Annotated in this window: 17 protein-coding genes; 2 read left to right on the top strand and 15 right to left on the bottom strand. The window is 32.4% G+C overall.

Annotation, left to right across the window (positions count from 1 at the left end; translation table 11 throughout):
* Window positions 1-2 precede the first annotated feature (2 nt).
* Window positions 3-2,627, top strand: coding sequence for a phosphoenolpyruvate synthase (gene ppsA, locus CDLVIII_RS09955; RefSeq protein ID WP_009169325.1), 2,625 nt, complete (start codon window positions 3-5; stop codon window positions 2,625-2,627).
* A 360-nt stretch (window positions 2,628-2,987) separates the two neighbouring features.
* On the opposite strand, the gene CDLVIII_RS09950 is transcribed toward ppsA, so the two are convergent.
* The 3 genes from CDLVIII_RS09950 to CDLVIII_RS09945 form a co-directional block, all read right to left on the bottom strand.
* Window positions 2,988-4,346, bottom strand: coding sequence for an MATE family efflux transporter (locus CDLVIII_RS09950; protein WP_009169324.1), 1,359 nt, complete (start codon window positions 4,344-4,346; stop codon window positions 2,988-2,990).
* Window positions 4,347-4,450: 104 nt separating this feature from the next.
* The gene (locus tag CDLVIII_RS31910; protein ID WP_242835873.1) at window positions 4,451-4,669 is read right to left on the bottom strand and encodes a hypothetical protein; all 219 of its coding nucleotides are present in this window, start codon (window positions 4,667-4,669) and stop codon (window positions 4,451-4,453) included.
* A complete protein-coding gene (locus CDLVIII_RS09945) occupies window positions 4,660-5,550 on the bottom strand; it encodes a Gfo/Idh/MocA family oxidoreductase (protein ID WP_242835871.1) in 891 nt (296 codons plus the stop codon). Before CDLVIII_RS09945 ends, CDLVIII_RS31910 begins: the two co-directional genes overlap by 10 nt.
* A gap of 247 nt (window positions 5,551-5,797) precedes the next feature.
* On the opposite strand from CDLVIII_RS09945, the gene CDLVIII_RS31180 reads away from it, so the two are divergent.
* On the top strand, window positions 5,798-6,001 hold the full coding sequence (locus CDLVIII_RS31180; RefSeq protein ID WP_009169322.1) for a hypothetical protein: 204 nt from the start codon (window positions 5,798-5,800) through the stop codon (window positions 5,999-6,001).
* Window positions 6,002-6,229: 228 nt separating this feature from the next.
* On the opposite strand, the gene CDLVIII_RS09935 is transcribed toward CDLVIII_RS31180, so the two are convergent.
* From CDLVIII_RS09935 to CDLVIII_RS09885, 12 genes are all read right to left on the bottom strand, one after another.
* Window positions 6,230-6,703: a DUF3795 domain-containing protein gene (locus CDLVIII_RS09935; RefSeq protein WP_009169321.1), complete on the bottom strand. Its 474-nt coding sequence runs from the start codon at window positions 6,701-6,703 to the stop codon at window positions 6,230-6,232.
* A gap of 145 nt (window positions 6,704-6,848) precedes the next feature.
* Complete coding sequence (locus CDLVIII_RS09930) at window positions 6,849-7,931, bottom strand: alpha/beta hydrolase-fold protein (protein WP_009169320.1); 1,083 nt, start codon at window positions 7,929-7,931, stop codon at window positions 6,849-6,851.
* A gap of 48 nt (window positions 7,932-7,979) precedes the next feature.
* Window positions 7,980-9,488: a glycosyl hydrolase gene (locus tag CDLVIII_RS09925; RefSeq protein WP_009169319.1), complete on the bottom strand. Its 1,509-nt coding sequence runs from the start codon at window positions 9,486-9,488 to the stop codon at window positions 7,980-7,982.
* A 24-nt stretch (window positions 9,489-9,512) separates the two neighbouring features.
* Window positions 9,513-11,063 carry a glycoside hydrolase family 43 protein gene (locus CDLVIII_RS09920; protein WP_009169318.1) on the bottom strand — a complete coding sequence of 517 codons (1,551 nt, stop codon included), beginning with the start codon at window positions 11,061-11,063 and terminating at the stop codon, window positions 9,513-9,515.
* Window positions 11,064-11,075: 12 nt separating this feature from the next.
* Window positions 11,076-12,200: a glycosyl hydrolase family 8 gene (locus tag CDLVIII_RS09915; RefSeq protein ID WP_009169317.1), complete on the bottom strand. Its 1,125-nt coding sequence runs from the start codon at window positions 12,198-12,200 to the stop codon at window positions 11,076-11,078.
* A gap of 52 nt (window positions 12,201-12,252) precedes the next feature.
* A complete protein-coding gene (locus CDLVIII_RS09910) occupies window positions 12,253-13,149 on the bottom strand; it encodes a carbohydrate ABC transporter permease (RefSeq protein ID WP_009169316.1) in 897 nt (298 codons plus the stop codon).
* A 15-nt stretch (window positions 13,150-13,164) separates the two neighbouring features.
* On the bottom strand, window positions 13,165-14,124 hold the full coding sequence (locus CDLVIII_RS09905; RefSeq protein WP_009169315.1) for an ABC transporter permease subunit: 960 nt from the start codon (window positions 14,122-14,124) through the stop codon (window positions 13,165-13,167).
* 81 nt (window positions 14,125-14,205) lie between these two features.
* A complete protein-coding gene (locus CDLVIII_RS09900; RefSeq protein ID WP_009169314.1) occupies window positions 14,206-15,873 on the bottom strand; it encodes a sugar ABC transporter substrate-binding protein in 1,668 nt (555 codons plus the stop codon).
* Between the two features lie 115 nt (window positions 15,874-15,988).
* Window positions 15,989-16,174, bottom strand: a complete 186-nt coding sequence (locus tag CDLVIII_RS31905; protein ID WP_242835963.1) for a hypothetical protein — start codon at window positions 16,172-16,174, stop codon at window positions 15,989-15,991.
* A 64-nt stretch (window positions 16,175-16,238) separates the two neighbouring features.
* Window positions 16,239-18,053 carry a family 43 glycosylhydrolase gene (locus CDLVIII_RS09895; RefSeq protein ID WP_009169313.1) on the bottom strand — a complete coding sequence of 605 codons (1,815 nt, stop codon included), beginning with the start codon at window positions 18,051-18,053 and terminating at the stop codon, window positions 16,239-16,241.
* 38 nt (window positions 18,054-18,091) lie between these two features.
* Window positions 18,092-19,627: a glycoside hydrolase 43 family protein gene (locus tag CDLVIII_RS09890; RefSeq protein WP_009169312.1), complete on the bottom strand. Its 1,536-nt coding sequence runs from the start codon at window positions 19,625-19,627 to the stop codon at window positions 18,092-18,094.
* A gap of 50 nt (window positions 19,628-19,677) precedes the next feature.
* On the bottom strand, window positions 19,678-21,270 hold the full coding sequence (locus CDLVIII_RS09885) for a response regulator (protein WP_009169311.1): 1,593 nt from the start codon (window positions 21,268-21,270) through the stop codon (window positions 19,678-19,680).
* Window positions 21,271-21,303 lie beyond the last annotated feature (33 nt).

The following is a 21,303-nucleotide window of genomic DNA, read 5'->3' as shown; positions in this document are numbered from 1 at the left end:
CTATGAATCCATATGTACTTGGTTTTCAAGATATTGATAAAACAAAGCTAGCAATTGTTGGAGGTAAAGGCTCTAACCTTGGTGAGTTATCTAGAATTGATGGAATAATTGTACCAGAAGGTTTTTGTGTTACTACTGAAGCCTATAAAAAAATAATTGGCAATAGTAGTGAATTTAATTCATTACTAAATGAATTATCCCTTTTAAATGCTAGTGATATAGAAAAAATCAGTGAAATAAGCGAAAAGATTCGTAAGGTCATTGAAGATATGACAATTCCAAAGGACATTGATGATGAAATAACCTTTCACCTTTCAAAACTTGGCGAAAGAAATGCTTATGCTGTACGTTCTAGTGCTACAGCAGAGGATTTACCAACTGCCTCATTTGCAGGACAGCAGGATACTTATTTAAACATTATGAGAAAGCCTTCTATTCTTAAACATATTAGTAAGTGTTGGGCATCACTGTTTACAGATAGAGCCGTAATCTACCGTATGCAAAATGACTTTGACCATAGCAAGGTTCAGTTATCTGTAGTTATTCAAAAAATGGTGTTTCCTCAAGCTGCAGGAATTATGTTTACAGCTGATCCTATTACATCTAATAGAAAGATTGTATCTATTGATGCCAGCTTTGGGCTTGGTGAAGCTTTGGTTTCAGGACTCGTGAATTCTGATATTTATAAAGTGCAGGAAAATAAAATTATTGATAAAAAAGTATCTGCTAAAAAACTTGCAATTTATGCATTAAAAGAAGGCGGTACTGAAGAAAGAGAGATTGAAGGCGAGCGTCAAAATATTCAGACACTGACAGATGATCAAATTTTGCAGCTTGAGCAGATGGGTAGAAAGATTGAGTCTTATTTTGGTCGTCCACAGGATATTGAGTGGTGCCTTTATGATGATAAATTCTATGTTGTTCAAAGTCGTCCAATTACTACTTTATATCCTACACCACAAGTTAATGATAATAAAAACCATGTTTATTTATCCTTTGCTCATAGACAAATGATGACAGAAGCCATGAGACCATTAGGTTTAAGTTTCTTCCAAATATTCTTTAAGCAATTTGGAATACAAACAAATATGCCCGTGATAGGCGGAAGATTGTATATGGATATATCCCATGATCTTGCTTCACCAATAGCAAGAAATCTTTTTATCAGTGGTTTAGACAAGGTAGATGTTTTGATGAAGAGTGCACTTATAAATCTTCAAAAACGAAAAGAATACCTTAAATCGCTTCCTAAAGGAAAGACATCTTTGAATGTAGAAGGAGGTATCCTATCTTTCGGAATTCAAATGATAAAAGAATATCTCAGAAATGATCCATCTTTTGTTGAAAAATCTGTAGCTGAAAATCAAGCACTGCTTAGGAATAAAGAACAAATATTTTCTTCTATTTCTGGAGAGGAGCTCTTTGATTTCATTGTAAAGGACATGAAGGATATAAGGGCTGCTATGTTTAAAGTCTATGGAGCTTATTTTGCAGGCTCTTATGCCTCTAACTGGATAAACAAAAATATGAAGAAATGGCTTGGTGAAAAAAGTGTAGCAGATACCCTCGCTCAATCAGTATCAAACAACGTTACTTCCGAAATGGGATTAGAGCTCCTTGATGTAGCTGATGTAATAAGACAGTATCCAGCTGTAATTAAATATCTTGAGAATGCAAAAAGAGAAACTTTCTTTGAAGATTTAAGTAAAATAGATGGAGGTAATATTGTCAGCGACTCTATTCACAGTTATCTTAAAAAATATGGTATGCGCTGCTCTGGAGAAATTGATATTACCAGAACAAGATGGAACGAAGACCCAATGCTTCTTGTTCCACTAATACTAAGCAATATAAAGAATTTTGAACCTAATGCCTACAGTGCTAAATTTGAACAAGGACTTCTTGAAGCTAAACAAAAAGAATCTGAAATATTAAGTCGCTTGAAGCAGCTGCCTGGTGGTAATAGGAAGTTAAAAAAGACAAAGAAAGTCATAAGTGTTTTACGTAATTTTGCTGGCTATAGAGAGTACAATAAATATCTTTTAATCTGTTATTTCTGGATTGTAAAACAGGCATTACTCAAAGAAGCCGAAACCTTAAAACAAGATGATGTAATCAAAGACATAGATGATATATATTATCTAACCTTTGATGAACTTAAAGAAGCAGTTAAAACAAAACATGTTGACTACGGCATCATAACTAAGAGAAAAGAAGAATATGAAATTTATAAGAAATTAACACCACCTCGTATAATGACTTCTGATGGAGAAATAATTTCAGGCGAATACGATACAGGTAATATGCCAAAAGGAGCAATAGCTGGAACTCCTGTTTCTTCTGGTATTGTTGAAGGGCGAGCTAGAGTTATTTTAAATATGAATGAAGCAAAAATAGAAGAAGGCAATATTTTAATTACAAAATTCACCGATCCAAGCTGGACACCAATCTTTGTTCTTGTTAAAGGTTTGGTAACAGAAGTAGGTGGAATGATGACTCATGGTGCTGTTGTTGCTAGAGAATATGGTCTTCCAGCAGTGGCAGGCGTAGATGACGCTACAAAACTTATCAAAGATGGTCAAAAAATTAGAATAAATGGAACTGAAGGTTATATAGAAATCTTATAGCCTGAAGATAAAATTTTCTGTTTCAGTAGGAATAAAAAAGTACAACTATATAAGCGACCCAATCTGGGCCGCTTTCATAAACTCTAAGACTGGAGGTACATACTCATGAAAAGAGAAAAGAAAATTACTAATACAACTCTTATATTGTTATTACTTGGACGGATGATATCCTATACTGGAACAGGAATTCAAATGTTGACTTTTTATACTCTCTCATAAAAATTAGTGACTCATTATAAGTGCTATACCTAACTCAGATAAACTAAAACAACCCACGAAAAATCCAAACTTGAAATATTCGTGAGTTCCATTCTGGAGACTATATATAGTCTCTAGAATTTATTTTTGTTATATATAGCTTTAAACAGCAACCTTAACTAGTGATTTCTTCTTCCATTTTCCTTGCTTATAACGAATGACACTTGCTATAGCTGTTATAGTCCAAGTCAATCCACTGGTTGTCCATACGCTCCAAACTCCCAAAAAAGGAATTATTGACAGGGCTCCTGAAAATCCAACTCTTCCTGCTACTTCCACAAAACCATTAATCATAGCATAAAATGCATCACCAGTGCCATTTAGCAATCCTCTTGTAATATAAATCATTCCAAGAGGGAAATATGCACAGCTGGTAATCTTTATTGCACTAGCTCCAAGAGTTATTACAGCTTCATCATTAACAAACACTTCCATGATAGCCCGTCCTCCAAGCTGAGCTGCTAAGAGTGCCAAAATACTGAATCCAGCTACTATTAAAATGCTTTTATGATATCCCTTTTTAACTCTATCCAATTTATCAGCACCCATATTCTGCCCTGAAAAAGTGGACATTGCTGCACCTAAAGAATTGAATGGCTGTTGTATGAGCTGCTCTACTCTGCTTGTAGCAGTGAAAGCTGCAACCGCTGTCTCTCCAAAGCCATTTACAACGCTCTGCAGAGCCACAAGAGATACTGCAATAGCTGAATTCTGAATTGCAACTGGGACGCCAATCTTTATACATTTAGTAATCATTGACTTATTTACCTTCCAGTGTTCCCTTTTTAATTTAAAATATGGGTTTTTAAGTACTGCAAAAACTATGCAGCCAACAGCAGCACATGCCTGAGAAATAACTGTAGCAAAAGCTGTCCCAGGTACACCAAATCCAAATTTAAGAACCAAAATCAAATCCAAAACAACATTAATTGCGCAGGAAACAATTAAGAAAATTAAAGGTGTTCTTGAATCACCCAGAGCCCTAAGCATAGCCGCTATAGCATTATAAGCAGCCACAGCTATCATCCCTCCAGATGCTATTCTTAAAAAAGCTACAGAATCATTTAAAATTTCTGGTGGTGTATTCAAAAGCTGTAACACCTGACGTGCCAAAACAACTCCCAGTATACTCATAATTACTCCAGATATTCCAATTACATAAGTTGAATTAGCTATAGCTCTTTTTACTTGTTCTTCTTCCTTAGCACCAAAATATTGTGAAATAAGAATTCCTATTCCAACGGATAACCCTAAACATACAGAGAAAAAAAGAAAGCATAAGGAACCACAAGCTCCTACTGCCGCTAAAGCATTAGCACCTACATACTTTCCTACAACAATTGAATCAATTAAGTTATAAAACTGCTGGAATACGTTTCCAGCAAGCATCGGCAAAGTAAATTTTATAATGTGAGAAACTTCATTCCCTTCTGTCATATCATCTACGTATTTTACTGACATAATTTAAAACTCTCCCTCTTTTGTCAACTTATATTCATAATACCAAAATTATTCACATATTTATATCTTACACTATATACCCAATTATTCAATACAGCATTTCCTTATACATATCCCTTGATTAATGCAACAGGAAGCTCCTTAGGCCTATTACACCTGCTTAATAAATCAACATACTGTTTTGTTCTAGAACTAATATAAAAGGCATGCATAATCTCAAGTACGTGATTAGCCAATTCCCCACTTACTCTTGTTTTTTCACCTGTTTGTATACAGTTTGCCATATCTGCAATTCCAATTCCTCTGCTATTTTCTATATACATATGAGTAAGAGAGACTCTTTAAATTCATTTTCATGAGCTAGTTTAAGCAGTACAGGACCTCCAAATGTATTAGGATCAGGAACTATAAGAGTTCCAAGTGTACCGTAGATTTCAATACGTGGTAACGTACTGCTCCATATATCAAAACTTGTTATCATTGTAACAATTGCACCGTTTCTGAATTCAATAGTACCTGTCACATGAGTCGGTACTTTCACATCCATCACCTTACCAAACTTTTTATCACTTGTTATAGTTCTTTTAGAAAAAGAGGTTTTTGCCATTCCACAAACAGTTTTTGCTTCTCCTAACAATGATACTAGAGCTGTAAGATAATATGGTCCCATATCAAACATTGGTCCACCGCCTTCTTCGTAATAGAACTCTGGATCTGGATGCCAGCTTTCATGTCCATGACAAGTCATAAAGGCTGTGGCTGCTACAGGAATGCCAATAATTCCATCATCTATAAGCTTTCTGCAAGTCTGAAGTCCTCCTCCCAAAAATGTATCTGGAGCACAGCAAAGCATAAGTTGCTTTTCCTTTGCAAGCTCTACAAGTTCCTTTCCTTGTTCTAGAGTAAGGGCTAAGGGCTTTTCCACATATACATGTTTTCCTGCAAGTAGGGCCTTCTTACATATTTCAAAGTGCATCTTAGGCACTGTTAAATTTAGTACTATTTGAATTTCTACATTCTCGAGCAATTCTTCAGTTGTTAAAACATGAGGAATACTATATTTTTCTGCAGCTGCTCTTGCACTTTTCCCATTCAAACTAGAGCATGCATATACTTCGGTGTTCACAAAAACCTTCGTTAAATTTTCAAAATATATTGAGCTTATATTTCCACAACCTATAACTCCAATTTTTACTTTATCCATTTTATACACCTTCCTTCCTAATTAATACTTATAATTTACATATAAATACAATCAAAATTTTCTTACCAATTAGTATACTACACTTACTTAATGAATTATGCTGGCAATATATTAATCTAATGTAGACATATATTGTATTAAAAAGATTAAAATTGCCTCTCAAAAATATAAGCAAGAGTTAATTGTTTTTTACCAAAAGGGAATTAACTTTGGAGTATTTAATGATTTAAATCCTGCTATATTAATTATGCAAGATGAGGCATTTTTTAAAGATATGCTAAATCCATTATATTTAATGAATAATAACTTAACTATACGTACTGCTATAAATGATTATTATAATTGCAAAAAAGTTCAAGTCCTTAAAGATCAATATCATAAATTTAGTGATGCTGAGTGGGAAGAGCTTTCAGAATATCTAGTTCAAAAAGTATCCTCAAGCATTATGTAAACTTAGATAAAAATTTTGTCTTTATAATAACTATATCTATATAACAATAAGATACCTGCAAGATACAAATTTTATATCTTGCAGGTATCTTATTGATATTTCTATAACATCTGATTTCAAAAAATATTACTCTATCCCATAAAATTCTTCCTTCTTATATCCAATATAAGTATCAGTTTCATCATTTATGGGAATAATTTTTATCATGAATAGATTATAATTGTAGCTTTACCTATTATTTTTATATACCTTATAATGTGGCTTTTCACAATTCTTTTCCCAAAAACCTTCTATTCCTAAATTTTTAATTTCTAGATTACCTTGGAGCCACTGCAGATATACTTCTTCTTCAAAAATTTTCTGTGTTTTATCACAGGGAAATTCAGCACATTCACCGCAATAATCAATATCATGTTCTTTTGTGCAATCAAGAATAAAGCATTCCTTTATACTACATCCATGATGTTCTCTGTTGCGACATCCTGAGCACTTACCAGCACTGTACTTTACCAACTCTTCTTGAAAGATTTTAAATCTTTCAAGCTCATTTGAAGAATGCTTTTCATAAAATTCATAGATACCTTCCATATATTTTGATAATTGTTTTGCTACTCTAGAAATCATCCCATGTTCATAAGCACTACAGGTATGGCACATTAAAGAACATGGAGCTATTTTTTCTAACAATTCTTTTTTCTTCACATTCTTATCCTCCTTATTATTAATCCTGCTAGGCTGAGTCAACAGAAATATATCTGTAATTAATTTTAATTGAGCATAATTATTAATGTTATTGCATGATGTATCATAAATTTCGCTAATTTATTCAAACTATATACATAATTATTTAATATAAATTAATTATTTTTCTAACAATATATGAATTTAAATTTCTTTTCCTTTTTCCAAAAGACAAATGAATAAAATTATATGCACCGTTATTCCATACGTTAAAATCATGGATACCTCCTTTGATAATTATCTCATAATAATTATCAATATTATCCCTGGCAATATCTGCAAGACTTTGAACCGCTTTCTCATATCCATATTTACCTGCTATTTTATCATCGTCTCCACAGGTAAGGTAAAGTAAATGTAACCTGTATTCACTTGATGCTATATTAGTACCCAATACTTTACCATCACTTGATGTAGGCGCATTTGAAAAAGCACCTATATAAGCAAACAAATCTTTCATACCTTGCGCTAAAACAGTCTTATCAAGTTTATTATCCCAATCACTCTTTGTTCCTGTATATACCGTTGAATCACACCTATAGCCACCAACAATCAAATTTAGTGCCTGCATTCCACCCATTGAAAGACCAGCGATGGCCCTATGCATTCGATTATATGCGATTCCTTTTAGCGACGTATTTTTTATATTTGCATACACATTATAATTAGCTTCAATGAAAGGTATCAAATCATATCTTAGCTCATAATCAAAATAATAGAAGCCAAGCATATTGATTCCTTCTGAATTAAATGAGCAGTCTGTCCAATCACATGTACTTCTACCCTCAGGAAATACCACAATCATTTTATATATATCACCATTTGCAATAAGATTATCAAATATGTTACATATAATAAAATTTCCATCAACCTTACCGTTGCTGTTTAACCATTCATAACGATTTCCACCTACTCCATGGAGTAGATACAATACATTATATTTCGTATCTTTATCATCTGGGTCATAACCTGCTGGCAAGTAAACATTACATTTCTTTGTTATCATCTCTCCCTTAACAGTTTCTCTTCCAACTTCCTCTGAACTTATATTTTGATCCGTCACTAATTGGCGTGAAAAATTAATATAATTTCTCACACCATATGAAACCTCGGTTATAGTTCCTTGAAGCTCCTTTTTAACTGCTTTTTTATATTCATTAGGTACAGTTGTCACATCAATATTCTTCATGTTTTATTCTGTATCCTTTCCTTTATTTTTACTTAATATAAAAAATTCTTATTCCATTCCATAAAATTCTTCCTTCTTATATCCAATATAAGTACCAGTTTGATCCTTTACAGGAATAATTTCCAGCATGCACAGATGATTAATTGAAATTTTCAATTCTATTTTGTAAACACCATCTTTTTCAAGTAATTTATAATCCATTTGAAGCGGTTCTGCTGAAGCCTGCACTATCTTTAATTGTTCTCTGTTTAGACTACGAGGCTTTCCAAGATTGCTCCAAGTCTGCATTGGATTTGCATGAACTCCTCCCACTTCCTTTTTAACTAAAACTGCCTGCTTCCCTGTTGCAGGTAATTTTAGAACATAGGCCTCATCAGATGATTCTTTACTATCCTGAAAGTCATTGAAGTTCCATCCAATAATTACATATCTGTCTTCATTTTTAGTAACAATCAAATTATCATCACGGTAAAGCAGCTCTTTCCCAGCCTTAGAGAAAAATTCAAAAGCATAAAAGGTTGGTTTCTTTATGGAATTCATTGAAATCAACCCAAATCCTCCATGGAACACTGATTTAGGAACATCCATCTCCTCGAATACATCACTGAATGTCCAATAGGAATAAGAATCTGCATACTCTCCTATTTCACTTAGAATACGAGCAATATATGCTGCATGAAAATCCGTATCATGAACTGGGCAAATTGGAACATATGAGCTATTGAATTCCGTTATATGAAGAGGCATATTAGAAATACGTGGATAATCCCCCATAATTCTTCTAGTCTCTTTTAGTTCATCAATCATTTGTGATGGTTTATTCACAGTATGATATATATAATGCCCTCGCTTAGTTGGCTGATTGGCAGTATAACAATGACGGGTAATAAAGTCTAGCGGTGAATTCTTTTCAATGCAGTGCTCAAAAAATGATCTAAGCCATTTTTCTGTTTCGACACCACAGATTGCTGGTCCACCAACCTGTATTCGTGAATCAACCTTTTTAACGGCCTCTGCTGAATAATCATAAAGGATGAAATATTCTTCCATGGTACCTGCCCAAAACGAGACATTAGGTTCATTCCATACTTCAACTGGCCATGTAATTACTTCTTCCCTGCCATATCTCTCTATTAGATGATTTAATGTAGTCGTAATGAGTTCTGCCCATCTTTCGTGGGATATTGGTGGAGTCACATTTCCTTTCCAATAAAACACAGTCTTATCTCCAGTTTTGAGCTTTTCTGGCATAAATCCAAGCTCTAAAAATGGCCTGATGCCATTTTCAAGATAAGTATCTATTATTCTATCTAAATAGGTAAAATTATAAAACGGATATGTCTTCCCATCCATTTCACATTCACGATATATTCCAACATCATCGCAAAATAATCCATGACCACGGATATACTTAAAATTTATGGACTGCTTAACTATTTTTAAATGGTCAATATATTCCTTTTGAAGAGCGAGCCCCATTCTGCCAGTGCCAACACAATATGTTACGTTGTTTTTAAAGGGCCTGCCTGAAGCTGGTATCTTAACTTCTTCTAACATATTAAATCCTCCTCAATTTAGCCTTTACTTTGTTATAGGATTGTACTCAAACCAAAAGAAATCCGCATAATTATTAGTTTTTTCTCCATTGCCGCTTCCATACATCCCAATAGTACATCCAACAAATCCATCAGCCACTTCCGTACTTAAATTTGTGGTATTCAAATTTTTATATAATAACTTATGGTCAGCTCCATCGATTCCATAATAAAAAGATAAATTTTGTCCTTTACTTACTAATTTTAAATACAATCTATTTGAACTTATTTGAATTTCATGAATTACAATATCTTCTCCATTACTACACTCTACGATTTGTAATACATCATTCCCATGTTTCTTTATATATTCATACCTAATATGATATTTATTATTTTGTACTATAGCTACTCCTGCGCTTTCCCTTTCAGCCATAGGCTTAAATTCCATCATAGTAGATACAACATAATAATAATCTTTTTGCCTAATTCCAATGTAAGCTGGATTATCCAAATCTTTTAATGACTGCTCATTTAAATATAAACGTAAACAACCTTCCCTCTCTGTAAGAGAATATAAATTTTCACTTGGATTTCTTAAAAACATCCAATTATTTTCTAATGTTTTTTCATAAAAATGATAACAACATTCTTTGGGCTCTATTTCATATTCTTCGAGTTCATGTTCCTGTTCTAATTGTAAAACGCCTGAACCAGGATTAACTACTGGCCAATCTTCTTCCCATATTACCTTTGCCAAAAATGTCTCTCTCCCAGTATTGCAATACCCATTACATGTTCTACTTGCGAGCATTACCATAAACCACTTATCATCTTGCGTTTTTACTAAATCTCCATGACCAACATTTTTTATTGGATATTTCATTCCTAAATGTCTATGCGTAAGAATTGGATTACGTGGATTTCCCTCGTATTCTCCGTAAATTGAAGTACTTCTGGCAATAGTAATACAATGTTCTGATGCAGTTCCTCCCTCTGCTATCATTAAATAATAATAATTATCCTTTTTATATAAATGAGGACCTTCTGGCCAAATTACATTTCTCATGGCACCTTTCCAAATTTTATGGCTATCTCCTACAAGACATAGATTGTTTAAATCCAATTCTTGAATCCAAATTTCCCAATCTCCATTGTAACGTACACCTTTTTGATTTGGTCTTGTGCCAACATAATATGCTCTTCCATCATCATCAAAAAATAAGCTTGGATCAATACCTTCTGCTCCTTCTAACACATAGGGATCAGACCATGGTCCTTCTGATTTCTCTGCTTTAACAATAAAATTACCACCATGAGGAACATTGGTTGTTATTAAATAATATATTCCATCATAATAACGTAATGTTGGTGCATATACTCCTTGTGAATGCTCTATACCTGTTAAATCCAGCTGCGATTTTCTATTAAGTATATTTCCTATCTGTTCCCAGTTAGCTAAATCCCTGCTATGGAATATTGGAACTCCTGGGAAGTACGCAAATGTAGATGTAACTAAATAAAAGTCTTCTCCTACTGCACATATTGATGGATCTGAATAAAATCCTGATAAAATTGGATTTCTTATTTTACTCATACCTGTCTCCTCCTACATCCAAATTCTATAATTTCCGCTTAACGCTAAAAAAGCAAATAAATATAGACAATTATCATAATATCTTCTATTCCCAGTTCTTAGAGGTGTATTCCAAAGTAAATCAACGCATTCTTTCCTGTACTTCCCCTTACTGGCTAATGAGGCCATTGCATTAGTTGCAATAATAGCTACTGGATGTAGCGCTTTTTCTTCAATGATAGTTCCATCAATTTCATACACCAAATCATTCTTCTCTTTAACTGTCTCACAGAAAAAGGTTTGAATTTTATCAGCACATTCACATTCCCAATCATAAGCTTCAAACCATTCATAATCTAATCCTAAGTTTGCTGCTACCCTATATGCATCACTATAATATCTTTCATGCTTATTTTTATTATATGGCTTTCCATCATAATATGAATATTCAGCAGCTAAGCCTGTAATAGGATGGCAAGCCTTCTTTAGAAATTTTCTGCTAGCTTTTGCTGCTTTCTTCCAAAATTGACCATCTTCTTCATTGCTCCAAATAGAAAACAATTCATAAAAATGAGGCAAATGATATGATGGATCTGTAAAATTAACTCCTGGTACAAATTTTATTAATTTATTTTCCTTATCCCACATTGGTTCTCCATCTTGGTTTTCTCCTTTGTGTATGCATTCATGGAGAATATCTTTTGCTTCCTTTGAATAATTAAAAATCCCGTCTCCGTCGCCCCATCTATGCGAAGCAAAAAATAATGCCATAGCAAAATATTCTTCACCATCAGAGGCTGGTCCATATGAATTTTTTTCTCCATTAGGACTTACGGACCATGCAAAATAACCTTTATTTAAGCCTTTATCCATATACATATAGGTTTTCGTCCATTTCCATAGTCTATCAAACTCTTCCTTCATATTCCTTTGAACACACATCATCATGGCATAAGACATTCCTTCTGTTCTTGCATCATTGTTTCCTGTATCCACGAAATATGCCATATCCTCCCCAAAGGGATGGTATAGTCTTTCATCATCATCTCCATAAAATATAGTATTGTAGATATTCTCTAATCTATTTTCAATATCACATGGAGCATATCCGCATTCCTTAAATACATTACTATACGAATTTGTTTTATAAGCACTCATTACAATTACTCCTCATATAATATAATTAAACATCTTAAATTTTTGTTAATTTTTATTCTTTTACCCCACCAATAGTAAGACCTGAAATGAAGTATTTTTGTAAGAATGGATAAATGAAAACGATTGGTAATGCTGTTACAATTGTAATAGCCGCACGAATAGATTGTGATGTTACAATACTTCCAGAATTTTTTGCTATATCAGCAGTACCAGCCCCCCCTTGTTGTGTTGCAGCCGATAAAACCTTCATAAGTTCATATTGAAGGGTTGTTAAAGATGGACTCTGTGCACAATAAAGCATAGAATCAAACCAAGAGTTCCATTGTCCAACTGCAATAAACAATGCAATTGTTGCAAGTGCAGGTTTACATAATGGTAAGATAATTTGAATAAAAATTCTAAACTCTCCTGCACCGTCAATTTTTGCAGATTCAACTAAGCTATCTGGCAAGCCATTCATATAAGTTCTTAAAACAATCATATTAAATGCAGCAACTAAGCCTGGTAAAATGTATACCAAAAAATTATTTGTTAAGTGTAAATCTTTCATTAATACATAGGTTGGAATCATTCCACCATTAACATACATTGTTAACACATATACTATTGAAAGCTGCTTTTTAAATATAAATTTTTTTCTACTTAAAACATATGCGAGCATTGCTGTTAAAAACACTTGTACTACTGTAGCAATTACAGTTCTTGAAACCGATATAAATGCTGCTTGTGTTAAGTTAGGGTTGTGAAATACTGTTTTATAGTTTTGAAGCGAAAATACTCTTGGCCATATATAAATACCACCTCTTACTGAATCAACACCATCATTGAATGAAATAGCTAATGTATTTAATATTGGATATAGAGTTACAACCACAAATATTGCCATAAATATTCCTATAATAGTGTCCCATATCTTATCATGTCTGCTTCTTTTTTTAGTCCCTACCATTTAAATTCTCCTCCTTTAGAATAGCCTTTCTTCTCCAACTGATTTTGCAAAACGATTTGCTATAAATATTAAGATTATACTTATTACACTTTTAAATATACCTGCTGCTGTAGCCAAGGAGTAATTACTTAAACTAATACCGTATTTCAAAACAAAAATATCTATTGTTTGAGATACATCTAGAATAAGACCATTTCCAAGTATATATTGAATTTCAAAACCTGCATTTACAACATTTCCAAGATTCATAATAAGTAATATAATTATTGTTGGCTTAATACCTGGCAATGTAACATGTAACATCTTTTTAAATCTTCCTGCTCCATCTATCTCCGCTGCTTCATATAAATCCGGATTAATAGCTGTGATCGCTGAAAGATAAATAATACTTCCCCAGCCAACTTCTTTCCAAACATTAGTTAATCCAACAATTCCCCAAAAGTATTTGGGATTTGCAAAGAAATTAATAGGTTGACTTATTACATGTAATCCCATTAATATTTGGTTTATAATGCCTGGATCTGGTGAAAGAATCATTTGTACAAGACCTGTTACGATTATCCATGAAAGAAAGTGTGGAAGATAAGATACTGTTTGTACAAATTTCTTAGCCAAAACTCTTCTCACTTCATTTAGCAATAATGCAAAGCCAATTGAACAAATAAAACTCAAGGCTAAATTAATTATGGCCATACATAATGTATTTCTTAAAACATTTAAAAAACTTGGATCTTTGAATAAAATTTTAAATTGGTCAAAACCGCACCAAGTCTGATCAAAGATGCCTTTTGCTGGTTTATACTTTTGAAATGCCATTACCCACCCAATAAGAGGTGCATAACAAAATACTGCAACCCATATTACAAATGGAATAGACATAATAATTAGAGTTTTCTGTTTCTTCATTTGTTCGAATATATTCTTTTTTGTTTTTATTTCTACATGTAATTTCGGATCTTTTACTCCTAATTCCATAATAATTCTCCCTTTTCTTATTTTTCTTATATTTTTTAATAATAGGGTATCTAAAAAGATACCCTATTTGTTATATATTATTTAGTTCTTGAATTTTTCTACTCTTCTCTTTACCTCTTTAGTAAGAGCATCTTCATATGCCTTTATATCTGCTTGAGTTGTTAATGTTGTTTGATACTCATTCCATGTTGAGTCAAAATCACTTGTGCTGCACATAACAACCTTTGGAAGCCATTTCTTTTTAATATCATCCATTTTTATCATTGCCATATTTTGTGGATCATCCGCAGACCAACCACCAGTTGCTGAATAAATTGGATACCAAGGTTCATTCTTTTCTGCTGGAACATTTAAAAAATCAGTCCATTTCTTATAACCATATCCATTTAAAACCTTCTTATCATCATCTGATAAAGTGGCTTCAAATTCACCTTGTTGTTGTTCTGGCCATATACAATTAATGCCATCATCTAAATAACCTGTAGCATATTGAGGGAAATAAGAGTATCTGCATTGATTAGCCTGCATCCAATCTTGATTTCTATAATTTTCTCTCTGCTCATCTGTCATATAAAATACACCTTTATCATCTACTTTATAATCTTTATCCTTTTCTCCCCACCATCTTAATGCTAATACATCATTGTCTAATAAATCATTTATAACTTTTAATGCTCCATCTACATCTTTACAGCTAGTTGTGATTCCAAGTCCACTTCCAGTATTAAAGGCTGGTTGAGCTCTATATTGTGGTTTTACATTAGGATCAAGGGTCAAACCTAATGGCACCCAAGTTTTCTCATCCATATGCTGTTGCTTTAATGCTTTTTCTGCATCTTCAAATTCCCAATGCTGATCAACCATTCCAAGCACTCTTCCTGTCGAAAGCTTTGATTTATATTGGTCATAAGATAATGTAAATGTTTCAGGATCTATAATTCCCTTATTATATTCTTCATTTAGTTTTTTAAAATATTTTTGTGCTTCTGGAATTGTATTATAGTTTTTAGCTGTAAGTGTTTCTTTATCTATAATTGCTTTTCCATCATTAGGGTATCCAGCTACGAATTGAGGTGGATTTTCCAAGCAGAAATATCTCCAATCATCACATAGAATATCAAAACCTATGGTTGGTTGTCCATTTATTGTTGGATTTGCCGCTTTATATTTCTCAATCAAATCAAAATATTGATCAACAGTTTTTATTTGTGGATAATTAGCCCATTCTAGAACTGCTTTTTGAATCCAGAAAGCCTCATCATTGTGTTGTACTTGTGTATCTTTTCCTCTAGTCTTTCCAAACTGCTGTATATAATAAATATGCCCATCAGGCTTTCTTAATTTTTCCCATTCATCAGGTGTTAAATAGTTTTTAATATTAGGATATTTGTCTATCTTATCTTCCAATGGAACAAGTGCACCTGCATCTACTAGCGCTTGAGTTCCTTCTCCTCCCTCAATAAAATCTGGATATTCACCTCCTGCAATCATTACCCCGATTCTTTCTTTAGCTGTTTGTCCTGTAAGCCATTGTTCATTTACTTTAGCTCCTATTTTTTCAGCTATTACATTTTTCACTCTGTCATTATCAGGAATTTCCTTTCCTGCAACAGCAAAGAACGCTGTAAATTCCTTAATTTTTCCATTACTAGTGCTTGTATCCTTTGTTTGATTACCACAACCTGCAAGAAGGCTTAATGATACAAATCCTGTTAAAAGCATACTAGTAATGAGTTTTGTTTTTTTCATTAAATTTCCCCCTATCATATTATTTAGATATTTATATTTTAATAATTATGAGCTTTATCTTGTAAACGTTTTGTTTACAAGATAAAGTTTATCATTTGTGCATACATCCAACAACCTAACAAATTATATAAAAAACATTAAAAATTATGCATTTGTACATATATTCCAACCAACAATAAATGCTGAAATAGTCATAAAGCCTGAAGTATTCTTCCATGGTTCCAGCCCAAGATGCAATATTAGGCTCATTCCATACTTCAATCGGCCATATGACTATTTCTTCTCTATCATATCTATCTATTAAATGATTTAATGTAGCTGTAATTAGTTCTGCCCACTTTTCATAGGATACAGGGCGTTACATATCACCTCACAATAATATCCATAATCACATTTCTTAACTCTGGATTTAAATCCTTTTCTTCTGTTAAATCAAGCACTGGATAATTATCAATATCAAAATGAACACGACGAAGTCCAGAAGATCTAGGTCCATTAACTCCTGGTCTCGCATGATAAGCATTCCATACATTTCCATCTTCATCTATAACATAAGAATTATGACCGGGACCGTATTCTCCTAGTGCACTTCTAGAAGTAAGTAGAGGATAATTTCCCTTTGTCCAACTAGCAGGATCTAACAAGTCTGCATTTTTATCTGCACATAGAATTCCTACAACATAAGTAGCATCTATCATTGCACTAGCAAAAGTTAAAAATACCTTTCCATCTCTTATCAAAGTAAATGGTCCTTCATCAACAAAAACATTGTTATTTGCCCAGCCATAATCTGGCTTAGAAATAACTACTGGATCACTTATTAGCTTCCATGGCTCCTTTGGATCAACTTTAGCAATATAAAGCCATGCCCCAATATCCTCTGGTAAAAATTCACGTTGTGACCAAACTACATAATACTCTCCGTCTATTTCGAAATTTGTCATATCAAGAGAAATGGTTTTCCCTTCTTCACATAAATAATTTCCATCTTTCTTTACTACACGGTGTGGCCTAGACCAATCTTTTGCATCCATTGGATTTCCATCCTTTTTTAGCTTCATAACATGTGATTCTTCATAAAAAAACTCTCCTGAGGTTGCCCCATGTAAGATATATAAATCTCCTTCAACTATGTGAAATTCTGGTGCCCATAAAAGACCTTTAATATCCTCATACATATTAGAATCAATTATCAATTTTTCTTCAGCCTTTAATAAATCTGGTATGTTATCTGCTTCTCTCATATATAAGCTGTGATTTCCATCAGCATCATTTGTTGCAATAAAATAATACTTTCCCTTCCATTTTCCTATACATGGGTCCGCACGGTCAGTAGCAATAGGGAATTCATAATGATCTTGATGTACTTTACCAGTTATTCTATACTTTCCTGACTTATTCCAATCTATTTCTGATAAATTCCAATCTACATTCTTCATGGCTGTTGTTCCATCACTATAAATAGCAGTAGCCTTCACAACTTTTAGTTCTTTTTCTGATGTAATATTCACACTTTCAGGTACTTTTATTTCCACATTAGTAGGCACTATAAGTTTACAAATAAGGTGATGTGCCACTTCCATCGATACACTTATAACATTCCTTGGTACTACTCCCTCTATTTCTGTATTAACATTTTCTATAACAAAGGCTTCTGTCTTTTCAGGTATCGAAGCACTGTTTATATTCAATATATCAGCAGTAAAATTCTTATAATAATTCCCACTTTCGTCACTCCAACAAATTATATAAACTTTTTTATCCTCATCATACTGGCATTTTATATCACTTATATAAGTGTCTCCTTTTAAATCAATCAATCCAATTTCCTTATACTGCAAAAGATCTGCTGAAGTAAATAGAAGCACTCGTCCTTTACTCTCCTCATCATTTTCACCCTCTGCCCCTGTACGTACAGCAAGAATTCCAAAAGTGCCGTCTGCCAAATAGAAAATATACGGATTTTTCAAGCTTTTTGCATTGAGAGATCCATTATCATTTTCTGTTGCTTTAGCAAATAAAATTCCCGAATTATGATTTAACTCCTGAAATCCCACTCCATCTTCACTGTAAGCAAGATGCATACTATATGCTAATTTTTCAGAATAAATCAAATTTTCCTGTGGTTTTCTTGTATAACAAAGTACATATTTTAAATCTTCTTTCTCTTTATATATCATAAAATATTTCTTCCTTTCTTAATTGATAAATTAATTTTTCATTTCAAAATGTTATACTTAAACTTCGAAAATTCAGCACTTCCACCAATTTCCTTTGTAGAGAACAGAAATAAACCAAAACGGCATCCAGCAAACTGATCCATCTTCCATACAAGATTATGTGTGATGCCAAGCTTTATCCATGCTTCTCCATCCTGATAGTAAAACTCACATTCATCTATTTTATTTTCGAAATTACCATATGCTTTTAGTGTTACTTTAGCATGTTTTACAGGAATTCTTCCATACTCCACTCCAGGCTCTTTATCTATTAAATTTCCAAAGATTGATTTATCATCAGTACATTTTGCTAACATTACTAAGTAAAATTGTTCATCTTCTTTTGTAAGTGCAATTAATCCATACGAACTAATTAGAAAACATAAGCCTGCATAATCACCATTCTTAAGTTCCTTGCCATCTAAAGTCACTATTGCCTCACTCTTTGGTCCCATGGCACGTTGTGTTAGAGTATTTACTGCATAATTTATGTTTGGAGAAACTTTTCCTGAATGAATACAATACACTCCAGGTTTTTCCATAACTGACCATAATTTATTATTTGGTATATGATTCCATTGCCAAAACTCTTTTAACTTAATCTTCCCCTTCTTATCAGGCTTATAAATAAAGTCATCATCTCCAACCAGTAATTTGTATTCATATCCTGGTTTATTATCTAGAATCTCAATGTATTGAGGTGCCTTTTCATTAAATACTGGGAAATCATTTTCAAAGTGCATTGGAACAATAACAGGTACACGTCCAACGGCACCACGATCTTGAAACAGCATAGCATACCACTTTCCATCTGGAGTATCCACTATTCCTCCTTGTGCTATACCAGAGTTATGAAATCCCATATCATCATCAAATACTTCTCCACCAACAAATTTTCCCTCTATAGAGTCAGATACAAAACATGCTTGAGTTCTATGCCCATTTTTAGACTTTAGCATGTGAATAAAAAAAGCATAATATTTACCATTAATTTTATAGAAATGGGCACCTTCGTAACCAAGATAATACTCTTGCGTTTCTCTTACAATTATTCTATCTAATCCATCTAACTTAGGACCTGAAAGGTCATCTTTCAATTCCGTAATATGAATTTCATTATTGCCATAAATTATATAAACTCTATCATCATCAAAAAGCAGTGAGCAGTCATGATAAAATCCTTCAATATTATTCTTTTCCCACGGACCTGTAATATCCATAGCTGTATATAGGTAAGTCTTATGAGTGTCATTTGCTACAAAACACACATAGAATTTTCCTTTATTATATCGCAGTGATGCTGCCCACATCCCCTTTCCATAAATTTGCTTATCATCTTCTAGCTTTTGCTCTCGTGTATCCTCTAAAATGTCATATACGTAAGTAGCTACTTCCCAATTAATAAGATTATATGAACGCAATATAACACAGCCTGGCATAAAATGCATTGTGGTACTAACCATATAGTAAGTATCATCTATTCTTATTGGATCAAGATCTGGATAATCAGCCCAAATAATCGGATTTTCACTCATAAACTTGTCTCCCTATCTTTAAATAATTCTTATATATAACAATAGCTCAATTAAGTTAAAAATTGTTTTCTATATTGTATTGGTGTTTTTTCTTTAATTTGAACAAATTTATTAATGAAATAATCCGGATTGCTATAACCAACTTTTTCAGCAATACTATAAACTCTATCATTGCTGCTTTTTAATAATTCTGCTGCTTTTTCAACCCTATATGTATTTAAATAATCTTTAAAACACACCTTATATTTCTTTTTAAAAATTTGTCCCAAATATGCGCTATTAATAAAATACTTTTCACTTAAATACTTTAAACTTAATTTTTCCATATAGTGCTCTGATATTTCCTTATCAACTTGACTTAAAATTCCTTGAACTGAATTTTGCCTCAATTGGCTTAAATACTTTGAAAACTCTAACGAAAAATCTTTTAAATGTTTTGCACTCCCTCTGCTTATTATTTGCTCGAAGGAAATTGAACTAATATATTTCATAACCTCTTCCTGATTATCTTCGAGATCTAACCTTCTTGCAATATTAACCAGATTACACAACAAATAATTTATATTTATGTTTATAATCTCCAAATCTATCTTGCACTCCCTAAAGCTATCATAAATTTTATCAACACATTTTATAATTTCTTCTTTATTATTTTCATCTATTTCATGGATTAAATCATCCATATATTGCTTTTCTACATCATAGCTAAGTTCCTTTTTTTCCATAATTTGATCATAATATGAAATAATATTTCCATTTGAAAAATCTGAAAATAATTTAGCTATAATTGCAGTTTTATATGACATTGACAATTCTCTAATACTGCTTACTTTCTCCCCAATGTAAATATAAAAATCATATTTTTGATTTTTCCTCATATCCTTTTGCAATTTTGCAATGTATTCATTTTCATTTAAACCGTACTCTTCTGCTAATTTTTTATCATATATAAATCCAATATCATAATAATTTTTATACTTGCTTCCATCAAAAATTACATTATAACAATTTTCTCCAAGCCATCTTATCATCTTCTTATAAAATACTTCTTTTCCATTTCGTTTTTCATCATCAGTAATATTGCTATAAGCGTCATCATAATAATTAATTTCTATGATTACATATCGTAAGTCTTTTGAAAAATTCTGATATTCATTAACATATTCTAAAGTAGCATTATCACATTTTCCATTTATGATCTCGCTTAAATATTTATCATACAAAACCTTATCTTTTGTTTTTTGTATGATTTTTTGATTTTCCTGCTTAATATATTCGTCTTTGAAGCTATTTAAAACTTTGATTAATTCATCTTTTCTAATGGGCTTTAAAACATAATCAGTTACATTGTATTTTATTGCTTTTTTAGCATATTCAAATTCATAGTAGCCGCTTAATACTATGAATTTAATTGTATTTGATATATTATTTCGTACATGTTCAATTAATTCAATACCATTCATTTCAGGCATTTTTATATCTACAATTATCAAATCTATCTCTTTTTTCTCTAATTCCTTTATTGCTTCAATACCATTTGCGGCTTCACCAATAATTTCATAACCATACTTTTCCCAATTAATTAGAATCTTAAGACCTTGGCGAATAAACGGTTCATCATCCACTATTAAGATTTTAATCATATTCCTTTTTCCCACCTTAATAATATTATTTTC

Origin of the sequence: Clostridium sp. DL-VIII, from assembly GCF_000230835.1 — a bacterium.
In the GTDB taxonomy this organism is placed as follows: Bacteria; Bacillota; Clostridia; order Clostridiales; family Clostridiaceae; genus Clostridium.
This window is presented reverse-complemented; position numbering and strand designations above follow the sequence as displayed.